At 32.8% G+C, this 19,923-nt stretch carries 17 protein-coding genes; 4 read left to right on the top strand and 13 right to left on the bottom strand.

The genetic code is table 11. From position 1 onward, the window contains the following. Positions 1-61: 61 nt before the first annotated feature. Positions 62-1,282 carry an aminotransferase class I/II-fold pyridoxal phosphate-dependent enzyme gene (locus BUB82_RS10820; RefSeq protein ID WP_073193640.1) on the bottom strand — a complete coding sequence of 407 codons (1,221 nt, stop codon included), beginning with the start codon at positions 1,280-1,282 and terminating at the stop codon, positions 62-64. Positions 1,283-1,433: 151 nt separating this feature from the next. On the opposite strand from BUB82_RS10820, the gene BUB82_RS10825 reads away from it, so the two are divergent. Together BUB82_RS10825 and typA are read left to right on the top strand one after the other, a co-directional pair. Further along, complete coding sequence (locus BUB82_RS10825) at positions 1,434-1,895, top strand: Lrp/AsnC family transcriptional regulator (RefSeq protein ID WP_073193641.1); 462 nt, start codon at positions 1,434-1,436, stop codon at positions 1,893-1,895. Positions 1,896-2,034: 139 nt separating this feature from the next. Further along, positions 2,035-3,831 carry a translational GTPase TypA gene (gene typA, locus BUB82_RS10830; protein ID WP_073193642.1) on the top strand — a complete coding sequence of 599 codons (1,797 nt, stop codon included), beginning with the start codon at positions 2,035-2,037 and terminating at the stop codon, positions 3,829-3,831. An 87-nt stretch (positions 3,832-3,918) separates the two neighbouring features. Here the strand turns inward: typA and BUB82_RS10835 are convergent, their stop codons facing one another. The 4 genes from BUB82_RS10835 to BUB82_RS10850 all read right to left on the bottom strand — a co-directional run bounded on the left by BUB82_RS10835 (position 3,919) and on the right by BUB82_RS10850 (position 7,407). After that, positions 3,919-4,938, bottom strand: a complete 1,020-nt coding sequence (locus BUB82_RS10835) for a TQO small subunit DoxD (protein WP_073193643.1) — start codon at positions 4,936-4,938, stop codon at positions 3,919-3,921. A gap of 82 nt (positions 4,939-5,020) precedes the next feature. Then, positions 5,021-5,407, bottom strand: a complete 387-nt coding sequence (locus BUB82_RS10840) for a hypothetical protein (RefSeq protein ID WP_143185684.1) — start codon at positions 5,405-5,407, stop codon at positions 5,021-5,023. Positions 5,408-5,450: 43 nt separating this feature from the next. Then, positions 5,451-6,065 carry a YqaA family protein gene (locus BUB82_RS10845; protein WP_073193645.1) on the bottom strand — a complete coding sequence of 205 codons (615 nt, stop codon included), beginning with the start codon at positions 6,063-6,065 and terminating at the stop codon, positions 5,451-5,453. Between the two features lie 70 nt (positions 6,066-6,135). Then, on the bottom strand, positions 6,136-7,407 hold the full coding sequence (locus tag BUB82_RS10850) for a mechanosensitive ion channel family protein (protein ID WP_073193646.1): 1,272 nt from the start codon (positions 7,405-7,407) through the stop codon (positions 6,136-6,138). A gap of 45 nt (positions 7,408-7,452) precedes the next feature. On the opposite strand from BUB82_RS10850, the gene BUB82_RS10855 reads away from it, so the two are divergent. Further along, complete coding sequence (locus BUB82_RS10855; protein WP_073193647.1) at positions 7,453-8,319, top strand: hypothetical protein; 867 nt, start codon at positions 7,453-7,455, stop codon at positions 8,317-8,319. Here BUB82_RS10855 and BUB82_RS10860 read toward each other — a convergent pair. Then, positions 8,309-10,621, bottom strand: coding sequence for a transglycosylase domain-containing protein (locus tag BUB82_RS10860; RefSeq protein ID WP_073193648.1), 2,313 nt, complete (start codon positions 10,619-10,621; stop codon positions 8,309-8,311). The two genes, BUB82_RS10855 and BUB82_RS10860, sit on opposite strands and share 11 nt — an antisense overlap. Positions 10,622-10,722: 101 nt before the next feature. Between BUB82_RS10860 and BUB82_RS10865 the strand changes: the two genes are divergently transcribed. Beyond that, positions 10,723-11,436, top strand: a complete 714-nt coding sequence (locus BUB82_RS10865) for an SDR family oxidoreductase (RefSeq protein WP_073193649.1) — start codon at positions 10,723-10,725, stop codon at positions 11,434-11,436. A gap of 82 nt (positions 11,437-11,518) precedes the next feature. On the opposite strand, the gene BUB82_RS10870 is transcribed toward BUB82_RS10865, so the two are convergent. The 7 genes from BUB82_RS10870 to BUB82_RS10900 all read right to left on the bottom strand — a co-directional run bounded on the left by BUB82_RS10870 (position 11,519) and on the right by BUB82_RS10900 (position 19,847). Next, the gene (locus BUB82_RS10870) at positions 11,519-13,540 is read right to left on the bottom strand and encodes a M3 family metallopeptidase (RefSeq protein ID WP_073193650.1); all 2,022 of its coding nucleotides are present in this window, start codon (positions 13,538-13,540) and stop codon (positions 11,519-11,521) included. 2 nt (positions 13,541-13,542) lie between these two features. Next, positions 13,543-15,015 carry a carboxypeptidase-like regulatory domain-containing protein gene (locus BUB82_RS10875; protein ID WP_073193651.1) on the bottom strand — a complete coding sequence of 491 codons (1,473 nt, stop codon included), beginning with the start codon at positions 15,013-15,015 and terminating at the stop codon, positions 13,543-13,545. 52 nt (positions 15,016-15,067) lie between these two features. Next, positions 15,068-16,126 carry a nucleoid-associated protein gene (locus BUB82_RS10880; RefSeq protein WP_073193652.1) on the bottom strand — a complete coding sequence of 353 codons (1,059 nt, stop codon included), beginning with the start codon at positions 16,124-16,126 and terminating at the stop codon, positions 15,068-15,070. A gap of 96 nt (positions 16,127-16,222) precedes the next feature. Beyond that, positions 16,223-16,747 carry an IS1096 element passenger TnpR family protein gene (locus tag BUB82_RS10885; RefSeq protein WP_073193653.1) on the bottom strand — a complete coding sequence of 175 codons (525 nt, stop codon included), beginning with the start codon at positions 16,745-16,747 and terminating at the stop codon, positions 16,223-16,225. Continuing rightward, positions 16,748-17,785 (bottom strand): COX15/CtaA family protein, encoded by a 1,038-nt coding sequence (locus tag BUB82_RS10890; RefSeq protein WP_073193654.1) that lies wholly within the window; start codon positions 17,783-17,785, stop codon positions 16,748-16,750. Positions 17,786-17,856: 71 nt separating this feature from the next. Further along, positions 17,857-19,284, bottom strand: a complete 1,428-nt coding sequence (locus BUB82_RS10895; RefSeq protein WP_073193655.1) for a CCA tRNA nucleotidyltransferase — start codon at positions 19,282-19,284, stop codon at positions 17,857-17,859. Positions 19,285-19,286: 2 nt separating this feature from the next. Beyond that, complete coding sequence (locus BUB82_RS10900; protein ID WP_073193676.1) at positions 19,287-19,847, bottom strand: L-threonylcarbamoyladenylate synthase; 561 nt, start codon at positions 19,845-19,847, stop codon at positions 19,287-19,289. Positions 19,848-19,923: the final 76 nt, after the last annotated feature.

Raw genomic sequence — 19,923 nt, forward strand, 5'->3', positions numbered from 1 at the left:
AACCTAATTAATACAAAAGGCTAAACCGTCAGATTTAGCCTTTTTTAATGGTTAGCTACTATTAAGTTATAGCTGTTGCTTTAGAATATATACCAACATGCTTAGCGCATTTTATAAAGGCGTGGTAAGTCCGTTCTATATCGAAATCTAAACCAATAGAAAATCGTACTAAACCTTCGCTTAATCCCATATTAAGCTGCTCTTCTTCACTAATTTCTGAAGATGTTGAACTCCCTGAAGCACTAAACAGGGTCTTATAAAAGCCTAAGCTCACAGCGATATAGCCTACATTTTCGGCTTGTAAAGCTTCCATAAATGCATTTGCTTGCTTTAATGTGCCTAAATCAAGTGTTAATAAACCGCTGTACCCAAATTCAGGATGTATTTGTTGCTGCATTTTTTTATGACTTTTATGCGATTTTAATCCTGGATAGACGACTTTAAAACCAGCTTGTTCTAAACATTGGGCCAAATACATGGCGTTTTTGCTATGCTGCTGCATACGTATTGGTAACGTACGTAGATTTTTAAGTATGGAAGCTGCTCTTAAACTATCAAGCGTTTGCCCTAAAAGCATTGCAGCCCCATGATTGACATCTTTCAACGCGTTAATAAATTCAGTTGAGCCGCATACAACACCACCAACCGTATCTGAAGAGCCGTTAATAAATTTAGTCAGACTATGAATAACCACATCTGCTCCAAATTCAGTAGGCGTAATTACCAAGGGTGTAAACGTATTATCTACAACAAAGGTGAGATTGTATTTTACTGCAAGCTTCTTTAAGCCTTCTAGATCAGCCACTTCGAGTAAAGGATTGCTTAAAGCTTCACAGTATAAAACTTTAGTGTTTGTGTTGATGGCCGCTTCAACTTGGTCTAAGTTGGTGATGTCTACAAAATGAGTCTGAATCTTAAAATCAGGTAGAAAGTTTTTCATAAAAGCATAAGAACCACCATAAATAGTTCGGCTTGATACAATTTCGTCTCCAGATTTACATAATTGTAAGAGCACCGACGTAATGGCACCCATACCAGAAGCGAAAACTTGTGCATCTTCGGTCGCTTCCATTTTTGCTAAGGCATCACATAAATACTGATTGCCTGGTGAAGAATGTCTGGAATAAAGGTAGCAACCTTCCTGAGTGCCTTCAAAAGTATCACTCATGGCTTTAGCGGTTAAAAATGTGTAGGTTGAACTATCTGAAATAGAAGGATTTACACCGCCTTGTTCTCTAAAAAATTGAAGATCTTGAATGGCATTTGCTGGTTGATGTTTCATGACTAAATTTTCTTCGAATTTCAGATATAGAAGAAATATAATCAATAATAAATTATTTATTTAGTAATTTTAGCTAATAACTATAACAGATATAGAATAATATTCTAAATTTACATTAGTAGCCCAAATGAATTAGATAAATTTACAATAGATGGCAACTTTAGATCAAACAGATAAGCACTTACTTAATTTATTGCAAGAAAATGCGCGCTTTACCACCAAGCAATTGGCATTAAAACTAAGTTTATCGCCAACAGCAATTTATGAGCGTATTAAAAAATTGGAGCGACAGAATTATATAAATCGTTACGTAGCTTTAGTTAATCCCCGAAAAATACAGAAAGATTTTGTAGCCTTTGTGATGATTCAGTTAAAAGAGCATACGCAAGCTTCAATAGCTGCTTTTGAAAGTGAAATTGCTTTAATTCCAGAAATTGTCGCATGCTTTCATGTAAGTGGTACTTATGATTATCTCATTAAAGTTAATCTAGATGAAATGTCAAGTTTTAGAAATTTTATGGTTGAAAAATTAACTAAGATTCCACATATTAGCAATACGCAGTCGGCATTTAGTATTAAAGAAGTGTTTAATCACACCGCTTTAAAGTTGTAAGATTTGTCATTAACCTCAGTAAATTGATGTAGCGCACTGGAAATGCTTAATAAAGCTATGATATTTATAAACTGATATAATAACATACAACTACAACAAATAAACACTACCTTTGCCGGCTTAAATTAAGTTTATATTTATGGATATTAGAAATATCGCCATTATTGCCCACGTTGACCATGGTAAAACCACTTTGGTCGACAAAATTATGCACCATTGTAAATTGTTTCGTGATAACGAAACCACAGGTGATTTAATATTAGATAATAACGATTTAGAACGGGAACGTGGTATTACCATTGTTTCTAAAAACGTTTCAGTAAGATATAAAGATACTAAGATTAATATTATTGATACACCAGGTCACGCCGATTTTGGTGGTGAAGTTGAGCGTGTTTTAAACATGGCTGACGGTGTACTTTTATTAGTTGATGCCTTTGAAGGACCAATGCCGCAAACGCGTTTTGTGCTTCAAAAAGCAATTGACTTAGGCTTAAAACCTTGTGTGGTTATTAACAAAGTTGATAAACCAAATTGTACACCAGAAGAAGTTCACGAAAAAGTTTTTGATTTAATGTTTGAGCTTGGTGCTGAAGAATGGCAACTTGACTTCCCTTCAGTTTATGGTTCAGCTTTAAATAACTGGATGAGTACAGACCCAAACAATCAAACCGAGAATGTTGAGCCACTACTTGATATGGTGGTAGAACATATTCCTGCACCTAAAGTAGAAGAAGGAACACCACAACTTTTAATCACTTCATTAGATTTCTCTTCTTACACAGGACGAATTGCAATCGGACGATTACAACGCGGAACTTTAAAAGAAAACATGCCAGTGGCTTTAGTTAAGCGCAATGGTGAGGTGACCAAAACACGTATTAAAGAACTATACACTTTTGAAGGCGTCGGTCGTTTAAAGGTAACAGAAGTTAAGGCAGGCGATATTTGTGCTATTATTGGTTTAGAAGGTTTTGAAATTGGCGATACCGTTGCAGATATAGAAAATCCTGAAGCTTTAAAAAGCATTACTATCGATGAGCCTACGATGAGTATGCTCTTCACAATTAATGATTCGCCTTTCTTTGGTAAGGATGGAAAATTTGTAACCTCTAGACATATCAAAGAACGTTTGGTTAAAGAATTAGAAAAAAATTTAGCGCTTAGAGTTGAAGAAACCGATTCTGCAGATAAATTTATAGTTTATGGACGTGGTGTAATGCATTTGTCTGTTTTAATTGAGACCATGCGTCGCGAAGGTTATGAACTTCAAATTGGTCAACCGCAAGTTATCGTTAAAGAGATTGACGGCGTTAAATGCGAACCAATTGAAGAATTAACCATCGATTTACCTGAAAATGTTTCTGGTAAAGCAGTTGAAATGGTAACACAACGCAAAGGCGAAATGCTGAGCATGGAAGGTAGAGGCGAACGAATGACGATTCAGTTCTTAATTCCTTCACGTGGGATTATAGGTCTTAGAAATCAATTAATGACTGCCACTGCTGGTGAAGCAATTATGGCTCACCGTTTTAAAGAGTATCAGCCTCTTAAAGGTGATATTCCTCAACGTCTTAATGGCTCATTAGTTTCTATGGAGAAAGGAAAAGCCATTCCTTATTCAATTGATAAACTTCAGGATCGCGGTAAGTTTTTTGTAGATCCAGGTGAAGATATTTATGAAGGTCAAGTTATTGGTGAAAACTCTCGTCAAGATGATATGACGGTTAACATTACTAAAACCAAAAAGTTATCTAATGTTCGTTCTTCTGGCGCAGATGATAAGGCCAAAATTGTTCCAGCTAAGAAATTTTCATTAGAAGAGGCTTTAGAGTATATTCAAAAAGATGAATATGTTGAAGTAACACCTAATTTTTTACGTATTAGAAAAATCTATCTAAAAGAAGTAGACCGTAAGCGTTTTAAAATCATATAATACGTAGATTAATTACTATATTTAAAAAGCTTTCCAAGTTTCAATTAATTTGAATTATGGAAAGCTTTTTTTGTTTATCATTTTTGATTAATCTTTTAAAACCTTCATAGACCAACTGGCGCCACTAATATCAGTAATTTCAAGTTGATATTCTCCTGTGGCTAACTTAGCAATATGTTCATGAACTAAGTTTAAAGTAGCTTTTGCACCTAAAGGAACAATTAAACTATGTTGTCCAGGTTTTACCTTAGCAATATAATAATTATCTATGCTTGATTCATTTAGCGATGCTAAGTCTTCAGCAGTGAGCTGAAATCTTGTTTTATTACTTATATCTTTTAATTTCAAATTAATAATCCAAGCGCCATAAACATCAACACCTTCAGTTCTGTACAGTTCAAAATTGAGTGTGTTTCCATCAATATGAGCAGCATTTATTTCAATTTTAGGTTTTACAGATTTGTTGTGTAAAGTTCCCCAAAGTCCACCATGAAACACTTGATTAGTATATAAGGTTAATCCTAAAATAAAAATTGAGCCGATGAGCACAATTCTAGAGAGCTTTATATTAGAAATTTGTAAATGGCCTGAACCTAAAAAGTTAAACCATTTTTTACGGCTTAGCTTTGGAAAGCGTTTAATTAAAATATTATCTATAGAGTATTGGCTACTGCCAGTCAAAAATAAGACGAATCCTGATGCTATTCCTAGCACACCGATTTGCCACTCATCTAAACATGTGGTGCCTATCCAGCCTGAGCCAAGTAAAATGCCCATGGCTAACATAAAAACTCCAATGCTCATAAGTCTTGTAAATAGGCCAAACATGATAAATAGACCTACAATACCTTCAATTATGGTAAAGCCTATCATAGCCACCCATAAACTATCAGGATTTTCTACAAGATGTTGAATAATTGGCTTTATGCCAATGGCGTTTGGCAAAAAATGATTGAATTTTTCACCTATATATCCAGGTAATTCTGGATTTAATTTGTCAGCTAAAATAGTTCTTCTCCAAAATGCTGAAAAGTAGGTCCAACCTACAACTAAACGAAGGCTGAGACTAAAAAGTCCAGCATAATAATTTTGATTTTCTTGTGTCATTTTAAATTCTTTTCATTAAATAATAAGTTTTGCCATCATAAAGTGGTAACGGCTAAAATGGGGTATTCGTAAAACTTAAAATTTAAAGATCTAGGCGTAAGCGATTTAAAATAATATAGATCGGGATTTGAAGCGAACAACGTTTTAAAAAATAATTTATTTGAGGGATTTGAGTTGATCTCTCATAATAAATTTCTAAACGATACTTTAGGGTTGAACCTGAGACTAAGTCAAGCTCTTGAGAGGTTTTTTCCTTTTGTCCAAGCTGATAGTAATTCCATTCAAAGTTAACTTCACAAGTTGAAGTTTTTAAGGCTGATTTACTTTTATTGCTAACTTCTGTTTTTTCAAGATTGAGAGCATCTTGAAAAATGTGCCTAGCAGAACAATTTGAACTTAGTAAAATGAAACTAAGAGAGATCCATATCAAGTGCTTAAAGCTAGATAAAGAATATAAGTTGAGTTTCATTTTATTCATATTAACTGATGTGAATTTAGAGAATTGCTTAAACTTACATCGCCCCAAAAATCATTAGGCCGTAAATAGCAAATCTTAGTAAACGTAATAAGCCAAATAATATGTAACTTCCGAATGGAAATTTAATAATTCCGGCTGCAATACTTGATATGGCAAAAGGTAAAGGTAATAGTGCGCCTACAATAATAAGCAAACCACCCCATTTTCTCATATTTTTAATATGCTTAGCCATTTTAACTTCAAGATAAACAAATACAGAAGGAATGCTAGCGACACCACGACCAAAAAAATAAGATAAAATACCGCCAGTATAAGATAAAACAGCTAAAATTGAAAGATAAGTCCAAGGCATACTTGATTTACCTGACCATGCAATGAAAATTTCAGGCGGGATTAAGCCTAAAATAGATTCTGAAGCGAAAAATACAGCAAAAACACCATAATCAGGAAAATTGTTTGTGACGTAATCTAACATTGAATTAACATCCATCACAAAAAAATGGATTCCCAATAAAACAGCTATAAATATAACAATTGGTGGTGTGGCTTTCAATAAGCTACGACCTAAGAAACTATAAAATCCAGTATATGTGTAATACTGATGCAGTAATTTCCAGCGTGGTTTTTTGGTTGAATTTGATTTTGCCATAGGGCGACAAAAATAATAATAAAAGCTGTAGCTAAATGTTATCTAACTTACAGACTTCGTTAATTTTTATTTAATTTAAATTTTTTGATTGAAGCAATTTAATGTCTGAAACGCTTGGTTTTTCATAAATTTCTAAATCGAAGTAATGTGTTGAGGCTAACAAATGATCAAAAATATCGGCCATGATGCGCTCGTAGTTTTTCCAAACTTTATCTTTACTAAAAGCATAAATTTCAAGTGGTATACCTTCAGCTGTTTGGGGCAGTTGACGGCTCATAATCATCATTTCATGATTTATATTTTTATTTTGCTCTAAATAATGGTCAACATAAGTTCTAAATGCTCCAAAATTAGTCATGTTTCGTCCATTAATTAAAAGGCTTTTATCAATATTGTTATTAGTGTTATGATTTTTTATTTCCTGATGACGTGAGTTGACGTAATTTGATATCAGCTGAATTTTCTCTAAATGATTGATTTCTTTTTCAGTTAAAAATTTAATACTGTTGGCTTTAATTAAAATTGCACGCTTTATACGTCTTCCTCCTGAAACACTCATACCACGCCAATTCTTAAATGAATCAGATATTAAGTAGTAAGTGGGAATGGTTGTAATGGTATTATCAAAATTACGCACTTTGACTGAAGCTAGATTAATTTCAAACACATCACCATCAGCGCCATATTTCTCCATCGTGATCCAGTCGCCAATTCTTACTGTATCATTAACCGTAACTTGAATACTAGCAACAAATCCTAGAATGGTATCTTTAAAAACCAAAAGCAATACAGCCGAAAAAGCACCTAATGCTGTTAAGAATTTTAATAGTGGTTTTCCTGTTATCACTGAGAAAATAATTACAATACTTATAAGCCAAACTATAATCATAAAGACCTGAATATAGCTTTCAATTGGTTTGTCTTTAAAGGCTTTGATAGTTCTTAAAAAGTCTTTAATGGTTAATAATATGCTTCGAATAACCATGACTACCAAAATGGTTATGATGACAGAAAAAGCTCTATTAACTTCGTCTAACAAGTGCTCAAAATCTTTGAGAATAGAAGGCAAAAGACTTGAAACAACATTAATTGTAATTAAATTAGAGATGTGTAAAAATGTATTGTTTTTTACTAAATAGTCATCAAACTCAGTTTTGGTTTTAGATGCCAAACGATTTACTATTTTTTTAGCAGTATAACGTAAAAGCTTAAATAATAAGTAGCCAAAAATTAAGACTAAAATTAAATTGATACCTAAATTAATGTAAATAGCCTTACTGCTTGATAAGTTAAACTGCTCTATCAAAAAATTATAAATTAAGCGGTCTGATGTTTGATTCATTGTTGAATTTTGCACAAATTTACAAAATACCCGATTTAAAATTCTATGAGATCTAAATATTTGTTGAGTATTATATTATTGCTAGTGATTGTCATTATTTTAGGAGTAATTTTTCTGCTGAAAGACAAGTATATATTTGAGTATGAACCTACTGCTCAAGTTGAAGTGATTAAGCAATGGACTTTACCTGAAGTTCTTAAAGAAGTATCTGGAATATATTATTTAGGCAATCATAATATGGCATGTATTCAGGATGAAAAAGGTGTGATTTATATCTATAATCTTAAAACATCTCAAATTACTAACCAATTTGAATTTGAACCTCAAGGTGATTTTGAAGGAATAACTATTATCAATTCAACAGCTTATGTCTTGAGAAGTGATGCTACTATTTTTAAAGTTAAAAATTATAAAAGTCCATCACCTCAAGTTGAAACGCTACAACTTTTTAATGAAAAAGGTATTGATGTTGAAGGTTTATTTGCTTTTTCTGAAGATGAATTACTTATAGGTATAAAATTTAGTAAACAGATTAAAGCTTTAAACCAAATAGTGGTTTACAAATATCAAATTTCTACCGAAAAACTAACTGAGTTTATGAGTATTTCAAATCAACATGAAATTTTTAATTCAATCCCTCAGTCACATCCATCTCGTGATTTTTGGCTTTCTGAAATAGCTTATGCCGATTCAAAATATTATATCACTGAGGCTAAAACACCAAAATTAATGATACTCGATCCAAATAAAATTCCACAGCATTTAATTTATCTTGATGAAGATATTTTACCACAACCTGAAGGAATCGCAATTGCTGAAGATGGCCAACTATTTATCGCTAGTGAAGAAAACAAGAATCAATTGCAAAGTATTAGCCTAATTAAAATAAAGCCTTTAAAAACTAGTCTTTAGACTTTTTAGATTTAAAGATATTCCAAAAACTCTTTTTTTCTTTTTTTTGCTTTTGAGCATCTTCGTCAAAATCTTTTTGTTCGGTTTTCTTTTTAAATAGACGTTTTAAAAATCCGTCACGTTTTTTAGGGTCACAGTTTAATTTATTTTTAATGTTTTGATTAACCTCAGGGAATTGATTTGCGGTATAATGAGTTGTTTTTAATTTCAAAGCTTTATAGGCTTTAGCAAAAATTGGTAAAGCACTCACAGCGCCTTGACCCAAGGCTGTTGATTTAAAACCAATTCGTTGTTGATTGTGACCAACCCAATTAATACTTACCAAATTAGGTGTTAAACCAATAAACCAACCATCTTTATTGTCTTGTGTTGTGCCTGTTTTTCCGGCAATAGCATCTTTTATACCATAAGTTCTCCGAATTGATTTGGCAGTACCTGTATTGACTACTTCACCTAACATCGCTAACAATTCAAGTCGATGTTGTTGAGAAAGCGGACTCGCTTTAAATTCTGTTGACTTTGCTTCATAAATAACTTTTCCATCTTTAAGGATACGTTTAATTAAGTTCAGTTGTAAGGGAATTTTAGAACTCACAATCCCAGCGTAAGCTCTTGCAAGCTCTTCAAAACTCAAATTAACAGCACCTAATGCAATTGAAGGTTTTTCGGGAATAGGACTTGTTATTCCAAATTCACGAGCCAACTTAATTGTTTGTTTTAATCCAGATTCTTCTAAAACCTTGACTGAAATGGTATTCATCGAGTTACTTAAGGCATAATTTAAGCTATAATTCATGTGTTTGTCATCATCAGTTTTAGAGGCATTTTGGGGCTGCCAATCATCATAATCTGTATAGGTAACCGTGTTTCCTGCTAAATAGGAGCAAGGTTCTAAACCCGATTGTAAACCACTCGCATATATAAAAGGTTTAAAAGTCGAGCCGACTTGACGCTTAGCATAATGAATAACATCAAATTGTGAAACACGATAATCAGCCCCACCAACATAACTTAAAATGTCTCCACTTTTTGGATCTATAGTTAAACTAGCAGCATTCAAAAACTTCAATTGTTCTTGTAAACTATCAATTACTGAAGCTGTTTTTAACTGATATTCTTTGCCATTATAAATTTCAATAGATTTGTTATTACTTAGCTCTTTAATAATTTCAGCTTCTGAAAACCCCTTTTTTGTGAGGTTTTTATAGACTTTAGTTGATTTTAAAACAGGTAACCAAACCGATTTTTGTTGCCATGGTTTTTGATTTTGATATTCAGCTTCAAATAGCTGCTGTATTTTTTTAAGATGTTTGACCAACTCAGTTTCAAATGCATTTTGTATGTCAGCATCAATACTCGTTTCAATCGTCAGCCCGCTTGTCTTTAAGTCTAGTTCCGTTTTATTTTCTGAATTAAGACGTGATATAATTGTATTAGCTTCAGCATATAAACGTTCATTGAGAAACGCCGAACCAGTTGAAGTTTCTCTATTATAATTAATACTCAGATTCTGCTGAAGCACTTTGTTGGCTTCATCTTGGCTTAAATAATTGTAGTTAAGCATCTGTGTAATAACAACATCGCGCCTTAATTGGCTTCGTTCAGGGAATAAACGTGGATTATAGCTGTGATTGGCTTTTAAAGTTCCTATGAGAGTAGCAGCTTCAGATAAGTTTAATTCTGATGCGGGTTTACTAAAAAATCGTTTAGAGGCACTTTCAATACCATAGGTGTTTCCGCTAAATGGCACAGTGTTTAAGTAAAGCTCTAGAATATCTTTTTTACTATAAATATCTTCTAACTTAAAAGCGGTAAAGGCTTCTTTAATTTTGTTGACAGGCAAGCTAAACCAGCCAAGATTCTCTCTACCGTAAATGTTTTTAGCTAGTTGTAAAGTAATCGTACTTCCACCGCCAGACGAGTCGTCACCAGCTAAAATGGTTTTAAATAAAACCCTTAAAAGGCTCCTTGAATCAACGCCTGAATGTTCAAAAAAGCGCACATCTTCAGTAGCTATTAATGCATCAATTACATGTTGGGGTAATTGTTCTAAGTCTATCGATTCCCGATTAAATTGATAGACTTTTGTTAGCGTAACATTATGACGGTCTACAAACACTGAAGCTTCAGCATTAGTCAAATTTTTAAGGTTTTGTTTCGTTGGTAATTTACCCCAAAAGCCAAGATAAATACTCCCAATAAAGCTAGCTAAAATTAGCGCTATTACTAAAATAGATTTTAGGATTAACCGAAATAAAATCCTTTTAAACGGTCTTTTTTGACGAGACTTTGTTTTTTTCATAGATAACAAAATTAGAAGATAATTCAGTTTCAGACGTTAATTCTTTTAAAAAATGAAATGATTAAGTTTAATAGACTTTATTTTTGAAAAAAATATTACAAATGAATACAAAAGTTGCATTTATTACTGGCGGAACTAAAGGAATAGGCTTAGGTATTGCTGAAGCATTGATCGCTGAAGGTACTAAAGTTATTTTAACGAGCCGTTCTAAAACTGATGCTCAAAAAATAGCTGATAAACTAAACGCTGATAAAGCAGAACAAGTTGCTGTTGGCTTAGAAGCCGATGTTAGACATTTTGATGCCGTTGAAGATGCTGTTAGAAAAGGTTTAGAAGAGTTTGGACAGATAGATTACGTTATTGCCAATGCTGGTTTAGGTCATTTTGGGAGTATTGAAGAAATTACACATGAACAATGGCACCAAGTAATTGATACCAACCTAACAGGTGTTTTTAATACTATAAAAGCAACTGTTGAAGCATTAACTGAATCTAAAGGTTACTTCATTAGTATTTCAAGTTTAGCTGGAACTAATTTCTTTGCAAAAGGAACGGCATATAACGCCAGTAAATTTGGTTTGACTGGTTTTACTCAAGCTTTAATGTTAGACTTACGTGATAAAGGCATTAAAGTTTCAACCATTATGCCAGGCTCAGTTTCAACTTATTTTAATGGCAATGAGCCTGATGCCAATGACGCTTGGAAAATTCAACCTGAAGATTTAGGTGAATTAGTAGTTGATATGTTTAAACTTAATCCACGAACTTTACCAAGCAAAATAGAAGTGAGACCATCACAACCACCAAAAAAATAAATTTTGTTGATTGATTATTGATAAAAAAGCGACTTTGTTAAGAGCAAAGTCGCTTTTTTATTTGAAGTGGTTTAAATAATTTTTAATCTATTAATCCAGCACGTTTTAATAAAGCATCAGGCTTAGGTTCTTGTCCTCTAAAGCTTTTATATAATTTCATTGGTTCTACAGTACCGCCTTTTGAAAGAACTGTTGATTTAAATTTATCAGCAATAGTTTGATTAAAAATGCCATGTTCTTTAAATGCTTCGAAAGCATCGGCATCTAAGACTTCAGCCCATTTATAAGAATAGTAACCTGAACTGTAACCGCCTTGAAAAATATGACCAAAAGCTGTGCTCATACAATTAGTAGAAATATCAGGTAATAAAGCCGTCGGTTTAAAAGCATTCAATTCATGCGCTTTAACATCATTAACATCAGTTGGATCAATACCATGCCATGCTAAATCTAATTGACCAAAACTTAATTGACGTAAACTCTGCAAGCCTTCCATGAAGTTAGCTGAAGCTTTAATTTTAGCAATTAATTCTTCTGGAATTACTTCACTAGTTTTGTGATGTTTAGCAAATAGTTGTAAGGCTTCTGGTTCGTAGCACCAATTTTCAAGTAGTTGACTTGGTAATTCAACAAAATCCCAGTAAACATTAGCGCCAGATAATGATGGGTAAGTTGTATTTGCCAGCATGGCATGTAAAGCGTGACCGAACTCGTGAAACAAGGTTGTTACTTCATTAAACGTTAGTAATGAAGGCTGAGATTGCGTTGGTTTGGTGAAATTACAAACAATTGAAACTAAAGGCCTTTCATTTTGACCGTCTTTAATAAATTGCGGCTTATAAGTCGTCATCCAAGCGCCATCGCGTTTGCCAGCTCGTGGATGAAAATCGGCATATAGTGTAGCTTTTGGGCTGCCATTTTCTAAAACATCAAAGGTTTTTACATCTGGATGGTAAAGTTCATAAGACTTATTTTCATTGAATTCTAAACCATATAACTTGGTTGTGATTTTAAATAAGCCATCAATAACTTGATTTAATTCGAAATAAGGCTTTAAATCTTCTTCTTTTAAACTAAAGGTTTTAGATTTTAAAAGTTCGGTGTAATAAGCTTGATCCCATTTCTGAAAATCTGTAATGCCATCAGTTTTTTCTGCAAAATCCTTTAATTGATTAAATTCTCTTTCGGCCGCTGGCTTAGCTTTTTCAAGTAATTCATTTATAAAATTGTTAACTGTTTCGGGAGACTTAGCCATGCGTTCTTCTAAAACAAAATCGGCATGTGTGTTATAACCTAAAAGTTGAGCGCGTTCAAAACGTAATTTTGAAATTTGAAGTACTTGCGACTCATTATTATAGTCGTTATCCTTAAAAGCTTTGGAGCCAAAACCTTTTAAAAGCTGCTTTCTAAGTTCACGATGTTTAGCATACTTCATTACAGGTATAAAGCTTGGGTAATCTAAAGTAAATAGGTAACCTTCCTTTTTATCTTCTTTTTGAGCAAGTTCTGCGGCACTTTCGAGCACAGTTTTAGGTATGCCTTCAACTTTTGACTCATCAGTGATATGAAGTTTAAAGTTATTTGTTTCAGCTAGCACATTTTCACCAAATTTTAATGAAAGTTGTGCTAATTGAGTATCGATTTCTCTTAAACGCTGTTGTTGTTTTTCATTCAAATTAGCACCATTTCTGGTAAAATTTTTGTAAACTTTCTCTAATAAGCGCGTTTGCTCGGGGTTTAAATTTTCTTGGTTTTGCTGTTCATAAACCGTTTTAATTTTACTGAATAAAGCTTTATTCAGTAAAATATCGTTGTTAAACTCGCTTAACCAAGGTGAAATTTCCTGAGCAATTTGTTGAAGTTCAGGATTGGTTTCAGCTGAATTTAAATTAAAAAAAACACTAACAATTCTATCGAGTTGAAATCCTGAAAATTCTAAAGCTTCAATCGTGTTTTTAAAATTAGCAGGTTCGGTTGAAGTGCTAATGTTTTCAACTTCTTCACGTGCAGCGTTTAAAGCTTGTTCAATAGCAGGTTTATAGTGTTTATTTTCTATTTGTTCGAATGGTGGATGGTTAAAGCTTTGCAATAACGGGTTACTCATACTTAATAGGTTTTAATTTCTTTTGTTGCCTCTAATACATTTTGGTCTTTCCAAATCTCAGGCGAGTAGTTTTTAAATTGCTCGATAATCATCGGTTTGGCTTCTTTCAATAAGCTGTAATCTTCAACCGAAAGTTTACGCTGATTGACCACAAATAATTCAGTTTCATTGGTGTTATCAGCTTCAGCTAAGATTTCAAGTTTAAATTTAAGGCGTTCACTTCTGTCATCATTATTTTCTTTAAATACAAATTTTCGATCTAAATAAAAATATTGCTTGTTGATTGATTTGATGTATTTTGGATAATAAGTGCCATTTTCGGTTTTAAAATAAGTCACTTCTTTGGTATTCAAATAGGCATCAAATTTAATACCGAATAAAAACTTCAAATTTAATTTAGATTCACTTTTGCCTTCAGCTAGACGTTGGGTAAGTTTAACTATAGCAAAATCTTTTGCTGTAATGTAAAATTTGCCTATATATTTAGCACGATTACGGTCTGGAGCATAATTAACAACGTAAACCATTTGGTTATTAAAGCTGGTAACATCATCTATTTCAAATGCGTAATCGTCTGGTTCGGCTAAGGGTTCGAATAAGGTGTTGGTAAAAGTATATCTGTTTAAGGTACCTTTGATGTTTCTTGAAACCGATTTAACATCTAAAGTGTCAGGTTGGTCTTTAAGTTGCTCATTGATACCTGATAAATCGAGTGAATCTGCCACTCGGATAATAAATGTTCGCACCTTGAAGCTATTACTATTTTCAAGTTTTTCGAAAATCTTTTTGAAGGCGCGATTTTGAATTTCTTCAACATCATTATTTGAAGTGCTACTACTTAATTCAATGGCGCGATAGGGTTTAAGATGAACAGAGTCTTGATTTAAATAATTAAAATCGACTAATTTTTCTGTAAAATAAGTAGAAGTTTCACCAATAACTGATTTTGAAAGTGCTTCTAATTCCTTATTGATATTATTTTCAATTTTCTTACTTAAATAATTTGCTTTTTTTAATTCAAACCCATAATCTTTATAGGTGCTTTGGTATTTATTCCTGATAAAAATATTGTAAGAATTGGCTTTTGTAGCGTAATTCTTGTTTTTGTTTTTTAAAAACTTATCAATTAATTCGCGACCTGTTAAAGATTGGTCTTTTAAAAAGACTTCGCCCAACTCATTAACTGCCGTTTCTAATATAACTTTTTGATTGTTTTTAAAATCACCGATAGCAATGCGTTTTGTTTTAAAACCCATGCTGGAAAATTCAATTGAATCTTTTGTTGTAAATTGATTAACAACAATAGAGAAGTTGCCTTCTGTATTAGTGATAACACCGTAATTTTTAGTGATTCTTACCGTTGCAAACGGAATACTTTCTTTAGTATCTTGACTTAGTAAAGTTCCTGTAAGTGTTTGAGCAAAACTTAAACTGGTTAAACCAAGTAGCAAATAAGTGATGGTTGACTTTATCATAGGTAGGTTTTTAGCTTAACGCTCATATTTTGAAAATGTTACAGTTAACGTTCTACTTTTTCTCTTCTTTATTAAAATAGACTAAGTAGTAATACATTTGGCGTTCTTCATCCCAACCTTTTTCAATAAACTTATCGGCGCTTGCACCGCTTACAAAGTCCATTTTTATTTGAACATTAGTATCAAGATTAATAACGCTTTTTACTTTTTTTCGTGCTGCTGTTACAGCGGTGTTTGAAATCGGGAAATCACTTAAATCTTCAATTTTATATTTGGGCGCTTGTTCTTCTTTATAGTTTTTAAATTCAGGTTCAAGTTCAGGATTTTCAAGTACATCGGTTAAAAAGTTTTGCTCATTAAAATTATCATTTGCGGCAAAATGATTCATAGCTTTATTCATAAACAAAACTTCTTGCTGTTTATCTTCAGCTGGTAAAACCACATCTTTGGCAAAATTCTCGCAAAATTTCAAGTATTTTTTAGTGTAAAAATTTTCGTCTTGAAAAAAATCTACACCTAAAAATTGTTCTAACCAATATTTCGTATCGTATTTATTAGAATCGACAGAGAGGATTTTATAACCTTCTTCTTTTTCAGTATTTAAAATTAAGGCACCTTTGTCAAGCTTGTTTAAATAAACGCCTTGTTGTAATATCATTTCAAGGTTATTTTGTTGCTCTTGAAATTGTAAAAAGTCATGCTTTAACTCGGATTTAAAAATACCAATCGCATCAACTTTTTGATTATCTACAAGTACATTTTCAAAGTAAACCACGTAAACTTCACCGCCTTTAATGTGTTGATGCATAGATTGTTCAAATAAATACCGAGTTATTTGCTTAGAAATTTCATGTGCCTTAAGCGGATTGTTAAAAATTTCAGTCGCATAATTATAAAGCTGATGAAATTCTAAATCGGTTTCATGAACAAATTGATAATAACTCTCTTCTTTATCGCGAAATGATTTTAAAAAGTATTCTTTAATTAATGGGGTTAATTCGTCTGATAGCTGATAAGCTTCTTCTGATAAAAAGAGTGATTCGTTGCGGCTTTTATTGCCAACACGATGTATAGATAAACTTTCAATTTGGGCGCTATATAAATTGAGCATAAGGAAATGAGTATTAAGGTATATTAAAAATTTGTGGTGGTAAGCTAACTTCAGTTGAAGTTACCGAACTAAATATTTATTTATAAACTTTGTTATTTAGTTCCAGTTTTGATCAAAATCAAAATCGTCTAAACTTTCAAAATCTTGATCGTCAAAACCATCATCAAAGCTATCATCATTTAATTCATCTAGTTTTTCAGCTGTGAATTCTTTTTCTGGCGGATGTTCTGGTAAGTGACCTTGCGCAAACATTAGATTAGGGTAATCTTGACCATCTTTGGCTTCAGTCATATCGGCTAATTCAACATAAAACGTCCACATATTGAAAAAATCGTACACATAAATCATTTTAGTATTTTCACGAGAAAAGACGGTATCAAGCGCTGTTTCATTCATCATTCGAACTGATTTTTGACCTTCACTCATATCAAAGAGCAAAAACTCTTCACCTTGATTCCATTCCTCATCACTTTTATAAAAGGACGCCATTTCAGTACCATCAAAGCCGAATGCTTGTGTAATAGCGTTATGAAAATCTTCTAAAGTATCGGTATCTCTAATTTCAATATCTCTAAATACATCATCTAAGATGTCAAGTATAATGCGGAATTTGAATATCATTTATTGTTTTATTTTATGTATTGATTCAGTCGATTTTGCTTCAAAACTTTGTAATAAGATATAAAATTGCACGCCAAATAATAAAGCTGCAATAACTAAATGCAAAGGTTGTGATAAAAATGGAAAATCTAAATAAAACATGAGTATTCCTGTAAAAATTTCAAAAATAATAAGCCCTATCATCCATCTAACTAATTTGAAACCTAGGCCTTGCTTTTTGTTAATGAATACTATCGCCAAATTGACAATCAATACTAAAATTGAAAATGAACGATGAATGTAAAACATGGTATCTGGGTCTTTTAACCACATTGCTTTTGCTGAATATCCGAAAACTTTAACTTGTTCATCTACAAACTGGCGAACTTGCGTTCCAAAAGCGACTTGTATTAAACTCAAGAACACAGCAAATAGCATTAAGTAGTGAAATGCATTTGATGTGTTGTATTTAGATTTAAAATCAGTTGAAATCTTTAAAATATACATTAATAAAGCCACTATGATTAAGGCTACCAACATGTGCAAAGTGATGCGCACTGGCGATAATACAGAATAAACAACAGTAGCCCCAAGCCAAGCTTGAAATAGCAATAGAACTAATGTGATGACAGAAAATAATGGAATTTTAAAAGATTTTTTTCTTTGTTTAAACGATAAAATTGTCATGATTAAAATGGCAACACCAGACAAGGCGCCTAACAAGCGGTTGATATATTCTACCCAAGTGTGCGCCGCATTAAATGTCGCATAATCATGTTTTTCGTAGCTGTTCCAGTTATCGGGATTATAGCCTTTAGATGATTTAAATTTTTCTTTTGCAACTTTTAAAGTTTCATCAACAATAATGACTTGACCTTCAAAATAATCTTGGTTAGCATGCCATTGCAATTGTGCCTCTTCAGTTGGTGGAATGTAGTAGCCAAAACATTTTGGCCAGTCTGGACAACCCATGCCGCTGCCTGTCATTCTAACAACAGCACCAGCTATAATCACTAAATAAATTAGGATTAATGAAATTTTTACCGATTTTCTAAACATATTTCAAAGGTAAATGTAAGCGTTGAATTTAAATTTGAATGATTCATTTTTTTAGGTAAAATTAGCAAGCATCAAGCCTTTGCATTAAAACCATAAGCCTTAGCAGTTTTTAGCATGAATTTAAAAGCAGCGTCATATTCATTAGGTATTTCACCTTCTAAGATCGCTTCTTTTATTTCGTTTTTAATTAAGCCAACTTCTTTACAAGGTTCAATTTTTAAATGATTCATGATAATTTTTCCTGAAATTGGTGGCTGAAAATTCCTGATTTTATCACGTTCTTCAACATCTTTAATACGTTGGCGAACAATTTTAAAATTATTATGATATCGTTTATAGCGTTTAGGATTTTTAGTTGTTATATCTGCTTCACATAACATCATTAAGTCTTCAATATCATCACCAGCATCAAACACTAAGCGCCTTACAGCCGAGTCGGTTGTATTATCATCAACAATGGCAATAGGTCTAGAACTTAATAGTACTAATTTTTGAACATATTTCATTTTATCATTGAGCGGCATTTTGAGTCGTTTAAATAGCTTGTAAACCATTTTAGACCCCATAAATTCATGCCCATGAAAGGTCCAACCATTTCGTTTACTAAATTTTTTAGTTGGCGCTTTACCAATATCATGCAATAAGGCCGCCCAGCGAAGCCATAAATTATTGGTTTCACGAGAAATATTATCAACTACTTCTAAAGTATGCCAAAAATTATCTTTATGGCGCTGGCCATCAACTTCGTCAATGCCTTCAAGTGCGGTTAGTTCAGGTAAAATTAGTTGAAGCAAACCAGTTTTATGTAAAAGCTTAAACCCTTGAGATGGCTGTTGGGTTTTCATCATTTTGTTAATTTCAGTTACAATTCGCTCTTTTGAAATGATTTGCAGTCGGTTTTTATTTTGAGCGATAGCATCAAGCGCTTTAGGGTCAATAAAAAATTTCAGTTGACTCGAAAACCTTATGGCACGAAGCATACGCAAAGGGTCATCTGAAAAAGTGATGTCAGGATCTAGTGGCGTTATGATGAGTTGTTGTTTAAGATGTTCTAAACCATCAAATGGATCGAGGAGTTTTCCAAAATCTTCAGAATTTAACTGTAAAGCTAAAGCATTAATGGTAAAGTCTCTACGGTTTTGATCGTCGGTTAAGCTACCAACTTCAACACTAGGTTTTCTACTATTTTCAGTATAAGATTCTTTTCTAGCACCAACAAATTCTACTTCAACATCAAAAGCCTTCAGCATGGCGGTTCCAAAGGTTTTGAACACTTGCACTTTAGGTTTGTTTGGTAAAAGTTCAGCCACAGCTTTTGCTAACTGAATGCCATCGCCAACACAAACAATGTCGATGTCTTTTTTTTGTTCTCTTTTTAGGAAATAGTCGCGTACAAAACCACCTATAACGTAGGTTTCAAGGCCAAGTTGGTCTGCTGCTTTAGTAATGAATGGAAATAATTGATGCTGTAAAGCTTCAGTATAATGTGTTTTAGACATATTTAAGGGCGAATCACTTCAATGCGACCATCTTGATGAACTTTCAATATTTGAGATGGTGCATTTGCCGTATTAGTTGATTGCAAATTTACAACATAGTCAACGCCTTTTAAAATTTCAGGCGAAATTTCATTAAAGTCTTTTGGCGTAGGTTCGCCGCTAATATTGGCTGATGTAGAAACAATGGGTTTACCAAAATCAGAAAGCAAGCCTTGACAAAACACAGTTTGACAAATCCTAATAGCAACGCTACCATCTTTAGCAACTAAATTAGGCGCAAAACCTTTAACATGACTATAAATTATACTTGTTGGTTTTTGCGTATGATTTAAAACTTCAAGCAAATTAGATGGTAAATGAGGCACATAAGTTTTAAGCATTTCAAAATCTTTGACGAGGCAAATGAGTGCTTTTGAGTCTTCACGCTGTTTAAGTTGGTAAACTTTTTTGACGGCTTCTGCATTTGTAGCATCACAACCAATGCCCCAAACCGTATCGGTTGGGTAGAGTAGAAGTTGGCCGTTTTTTAAGGTTTTGAGGGCGTTTGTAATGTCTGCTTGCATGTCTGTAATCAAATGCTTTTATGGTATTTTAATTCATACCACAAATTTAGCATATCTTTGTTTTAAGTTTACAAAT

Source organism: Psychroflexus salarius (genome assembly GCF_900129035.1).
Lineage (GTDB): Bacteria > Bacteroidota > Bacteroidia > Flavobacteriales > Flavobacteriaceae > Psychroflexus > Psychroflexus salarius.

Excerpts from the sequence above, each read along its gene's own strand:
- BUB82_RS10820 (WP_073193640.1), bottom strand. The coding sequence starts at position 1,282 with ATGAAACATCAACCAGCAAATGCCATTCAAGATCTTCAATTTTTTAGA.
- BUB82_RS10825 (WP_073193641.1), top strand. The coding sequence starts at position 1,434 with ATGGCAACTTTAGATCAAACAGATAAGCACTTACTTAATTTATTGCAA.
- typA (WP_073193642.1), top strand. The coding sequence starts at position 2,035 with ATGGATATTAGAAATATCGCCATTATTGCCCACGTTGACCATGGTAAA.
- BUB82_RS10835 (WP_073193643.1), bottom strand. The coding sequence starts at position 4,938 with ATGACACAAGAAAATCAAAATTATTATGCTGGACTTTTTAGTCTCAGC.
- BUB82_RS10840 (WP_143185684.1), bottom strand. The coding sequence starts at position 5,407 with ATGAAACTCAACTTATATTCTTTATCTAGCTTTAAGCACTTGATATGG.
- BUB82_RS10845 (WP_073193645.1), bottom strand. The coding sequence starts at position 6,065 with ATGGCAAAATCAAATTCAACCAAAAAACCACGCTGGAAATTACTGCAT.
- BUB82_RS10850 (WP_073193646.1), bottom strand. The coding sequence starts at position 7,407 with ATGAATCAAACATCAGACCGCTTAATTTATAATTTTTTGATAGAGCAG.
- BUB82_RS10855 (WP_073193647.1), top strand. The coding sequence starts at position 7,453 with ATGAGATCTAAATATTTGTTGAGTATTATATTATTGCTAGTGATTGTC.
- BUB82_RS10860 (WP_073193648.1), bottom strand. The coding sequence starts at position 10,621 with ATGAAAAAAACAAAGTCTCGTCAAAAAAGACCGTTTAAAAGGATTTTA.
- BUB82_RS10865 (WP_073193649.1), top strand. The coding sequence starts at position 10,723 with ATGAATACAAAAGTTGCATTTATTACTGGCGGAACTAAAGGAATAGGC.
- BUB82_RS10870 (WP_073193650.1), bottom strand. The coding sequence starts at position 13,540 with ATGAGTAACCCGTTATTGCAAAGCTTTAACCATCCACCATTCGAACAA.
- BUB82_RS10875 (WP_073193651.1), bottom strand. The coding sequence starts at position 15,015 with ATGATAAAGTCAACCATCACTTATTTGCTACTTGGTTTAACCAGTTTA.
- BUB82_RS10880 (WP_073193652.1), bottom strand. The coding sequence starts at position 16,126 with ATGCTCAATTTATATAGCGCCCAAATTGAAAGTTTATCTATACATCGT.
- BUB82_RS10885 (WP_073193653.1), bottom strand. The coding sequence starts at position 16,747 with ATGATATTCAAATTCCGCATTATACTTGACATCTTAGATGATGTATTT.
- BUB82_RS10890 (WP_073193654.1), bottom strand. The coding sequence starts at position 17,785 with ATGTTTAGAAAATCGGTAAAAATTTCATTAATCCTAATTTATTTAGTG.
- BUB82_RS10895 (WP_073193655.1), bottom strand. The coding sequence starts at position 19,284 with ATGTCTAAAACACATTATACTGAAGCTTTACAGCATCAATTATTTCCA.
- BUB82_RS10900 (WP_073193676.1), bottom strand. The coding sequence starts at position 19,847 with ATGCAAGCAGACATTACAAACGCCCTCAAAACCTTAAAAAACGGCCAA.